Origin of the sequence: Streptomyces sp. RP5T, from assembly GCF_003933965.1 — a bacterium.
Taxonomy (GTDB): Bacteria; Actinomycetota; Actinomycetes; order Streptomycetales; family Streptomycetaceae; genus Streptomyces.
In genome coordinates this window covers 1-3,509 of the sequence record NZ_RSAJ01000747.1, presented here as the reverse complement: position 1 = coordinate 3,509, position 3,509 = coordinate 1, and the positions used below count along the sequence as shown (strand labels likewise).

Here is a 3,509-nt window from a genome sequence, read left to right as displayed (position 1 = left end):
CGGCACCACCCACGCTCGCCCCCGGCCCCGGGGGCCTGACCCCCGTCTTCAAGAACGGATCCCGCGCTCACGGCAAGACGGTCGCGCTCACCTTCGACGCCGACATGACCGCCGACCAGGGGGCCCGGGCGGCGGCCGGTGAGCACTTCGACAATCCCGGGCTGATCGCGGCGCTGCGGGCGCTGAAGGTGCCGGCCACCGTGTTCATGACCGGGCGGTGGGCCGAGGAGTATCCCGACCAGGCCCGTTCCATCGGACGGGACCCGCTGTTCGAGGTCGCCAACCACTCCTACAGCCACTACGCCTTCACCGGCGACTGCTACGGGCTGCCGACGGTCCCCGGTGACCGGATGCGGGCGGACGTGGAGCGCGCGTACGAGGCGCTCCGGACGGCGGGGGTGCCGGACGCGAGGCCGTACTTCCGTTTCCCCGGCGGGTGCTACGACCGGCGGGCGCTGAAGGCGCTGACGCCGGTCGGCGTGACCGCCGTGCAGTGGGACGTGGTGAGCGGGGACGCGTTCGCGACGGACGCGGAGGCCGTGTCCCGGCAGGTGCTGGAGGGGGTGCGGCCGGGGTCGGTCGTGGTGCTGCACTGCACGCGCAGTGCCGCGCCGACGACGGAGCGGGTGGTACGCACGGTGGTTCCGCAGCTGCGTGCGCGGGGGTTCCGGTTCGTGAAGGTGTCCGAACTGATCGGGTCCTAGGCTGGAGGCATGAGCGAGGACCCCTGCACGATCGGCGACGTGCCGCAGCCTGCGGTCGCCGACGGGCCGCCGTATGCGATGGGGGTCCCCCCGCTCGAGCGAAGCCGAGAGTGGGGGAGTGTGCTGTACCGCGAGCCGACCGAGTACCCGGAGTCCTACAAGGGGATCACGCTGTGCCCGGTGTGCGAGTGGCAGGAGGCTCAGCGGACGGCCTGTTCCGGGTGACCTTAGGGTGGCCGGGTGAGCCATGACGTGACGCCCTCGACCGACAGCCCCTTCCGTTCCGAGCCGACCGCGCGCGACCAGGCACCCCAGTTCGTGCTGCCCCTGGTCGTCCGTATCGAGAAGGCCGCTCCGCCCGCCCGCACCGACGCGCTGGAGACGGCCGCCCGGGCCGTTCTCGTCATGCTCGCCGACGAGCGCTCGGTGGGCGACGGGGAGTGGGCCGAGGTCGTGCGGGACTGGCAGGACGCCCGGATCCGCAAGGTCGTACGGCGGGCCCGGGGGGCCGAGTGGCGGCGGGCCGAGGCCCTGCCCGGGATCACCGTCACGGGGAAGGCGGCCGAGGTGCGGGTGTTCCCGCCGGTGCCGCTCGACGGCTGGCCCAAGGAGCTGGCCAAGCTCCAGGTCTCCGGTACCGATCTCGACGACCCCGAGCCGCCGGCCGAGGCGGACCCGGCCGCCCCCGTCCTGTGGCTCAGCCCGGACCTCGACATGTCGGCCGGCAAGGCGATGGCCCAGGCCGGTCACGGCGCCCAACTGGCCTGGTGGGAGTTGTCGGACCAGGAGCGGACGGCCTGGCGGGACGCCGGGTTCCCGCTCGCCGTGCGGACCGCCGCTCCCGGGCGCTGGGCCGAACTCACCGCCAGTGGGCTGCCGTTGGTGCGTGACGCCGGTTTCACCGAGATCGCGCCCGGCTCGTGCACGGTCGTCGCGGACCATCCGGCGCTGCGGTGACCGGGGCGGGGATCCTCTTGGCCCAGGTGCTGGAACCGGTCACCGGGGGCGCAGGGCTCGCCCGGCTGCTGGGCCTGTGCAGGGCCAATGGAACATTTGGACCGGTAGGCCCGACCCCGTGGCACTGCCGGACGAGGTCTTCGCGGGCAGGTGCACGCGGCGTGCGGCCCGGGAAGACGGTCATGGCGGGGGCTGGGCGGCTTGTGCCCCGGGGGCGCGTGCTCGTGCTGATGCCGGCGCTGAATCTGCCGGCGCAGGTGGTGAGGTCGTGGCACGAGGCAGGGCACGGGGCGCTCCGACGGATCCGGGCGGGCGTAGGCAGGAACCCGTGCCCGCGCTGAGGGGCTCGCAGGCCGGGAGCCGCGGGCGCGGTCCGGAACCGGCGTAAGCGTCGTGGCCGCGCGCGGCGAACCTCAAATGTTGCTCTGAAGGTTCACCGGGCGCGGTTCGGGTCCGGGACGCGGGGCCATACCTCCGTCACGCCGAACGGGCGAGGACCGGAGCGGACGCGGGAGAGGCCGAGGAGGGGGACGGACATGGAGCGACTGGGCACGGGGATCGGGTGGCGGCCGGAGATCGCGGACGCCGTGGAGGGCATGCCGGGCATCGACTGGGTCGAGGCCGTGGCCGAGAACGTCTGCCCCGGGCATCTGCCCGAGTCGCTGCTCCGGCTGCGCGAGCGCGGGGTGACCGTGGTGCCGCACGGCGTCTCGCTCGGGCTGGGGGGCGCGGACCGGCCCGACGCCGGGCGGCTCCGGGCGCTCGCCGAGCGGGCCGAGGCGCTGGGCTCACCGCTGGTCACCGAGCACATCGCGTTCGTGCGGGCGGGCGGCCCCCTGACCGCCTCCCCGGGCCTGGAGGCCGGGCACCTGCTGCCCGTCCCGCGCACCCGGGACGCCCTGGACGTCCTGTGCGAGAACATCCGCATCGCGCAGGACGCCCTGCCGGTCCCGCTCGCCGTGGAGAACATCGCCGCGCTGGTCGCGTGGCCGGGCGAGGAGATGACCGAGGGACAGTTCCTGTACGACCTCGCCGACCGGACGGGGGTACGGCTGCTGATCGACGTGGCCAACCTGCACACCAACCACGTCAACCGCGGCGAGGACCCGGCCGAGGCACTGGCCGAACTCCCCCTGGAGGCCATCGCCTACGTCCATGTCGCGGGCGGGTTCGAGCGGGACGGGGTGTGGCACGACAGCCACGCCCACCCGGTTCCGCGGCCGGTCCTCGACATCCTCACCGACCTCGCGTCCCGGGTCTCACCGCCGGGCGTGCTGCTGGAGCGGGACGAGAACTTCCCCGAACCGGCCGAGCTGGAAAGGGAGTTGGGCGCGATCCGGGAGGCGGTGCGGAAGGGGGGCGCCGCGCGGACCGACCGTGCGTGGCAGGCCGGCGCCGCGGAGCCGCCGAGCGCCCCGACCGACCCCGCCCGCCAGCGGCTCGCGCTCGCCCAGACCGCGCTGCTGTCCGCGCTCGTGGCGGGGACGCCGGCGCCGGAGGGCTTCGACCGGGTGCGGCTGGGGGTGCAGGCGCGGGCCCTCGCGGGCAAGCGGGCCGACGTGGTGGCGAAGGTGGCGCCCGAACTGCCCGTGATCCTCGGGGCGGGCTACCGCCCGGCGTTCCTGGCGTACGCGCAGGGGGCGCCGATGACCGGCGGATACCGGCGGGACGCCCTGGACTTCGCCGAACACCTGCTGCTGGAAGGGACGTTGACGGACGCGGGCGCGCGGCGCGAGCTGCGGGAGTGGTGGCTCGAGCGGTCGGGCCCGGTACCGAGGTCGCACCGGCCGGCGGTCCGGTGGGCGCGGGCCACGCGCAGGGTGCTGCTGCGGCGCTGAGGTGCGGGGG

At 74.9% G+C, this 3,509-nt stretch carries 4 protein-coding genes; all 4 read left to right on the top strand.

Going from position 1 to position 3,509, the window contains the following annotated elements; all coding sequences use genetic code 11:
* The coding region (locus EHS43_RS40300) for a polysaccharide deacetylase family protein (RefSeq protein ID WP_125195506.1) at positions 1 to 704 on the top strand (704 nt) is incomplete at its 5' end.
* 9 nt (positions 705 to 713) lie between these two features.
* Positions 714 to 929: a hypothetical protein gene (locus EHS43_RS40295; protein WP_125195505.1), complete on the top strand. Its 216-nt coding sequence runs from the start codon at positions 714 to 716 to the stop codon at positions 927 to 929.
* 15 nt (positions 930 to 944) lie between these two features.
* A complete protein-coding gene (locus EHS43_RS40290; RefSeq protein ID WP_125195504.1) occupies positions 945 to 1,661 on the top strand; it encodes an aminoacyl-tRNA hydrolase in 717 nt (238 codons plus the stop codon).
* A 536-nt stretch (positions 1,662 to 2,197) separates the two neighbouring features.
* A complete protein-coding gene (locus EHS43_RS40285; RefSeq protein WP_125195503.1) occupies positions 2,198 to 3,499 on the top strand; it encodes a DUF692 domain-containing protein in 1,302 nt (433 codons plus the stop codon).
* Positions 3,500 to 3,509 lie beyond the last annotated feature (10 nt).

What these genes read in the sequence shown, in the direction of transcription:
- EHS43_RS40295 (WP_125195505.1), top strand. Translation starts at nt 714, where the DNA reads ATGAGCGAGGACCCCTGCACGATCGGCGACGTGCCGCAGCCTGCGGTC.
- EHS43_RS40285 (WP_125195503.1), top strand. Translation starts at nt 2,198, where the DNA reads ATGGAGCGACTGGGCACGGGGATCGGGTGGCGGCCGGAGATCGCGGAC.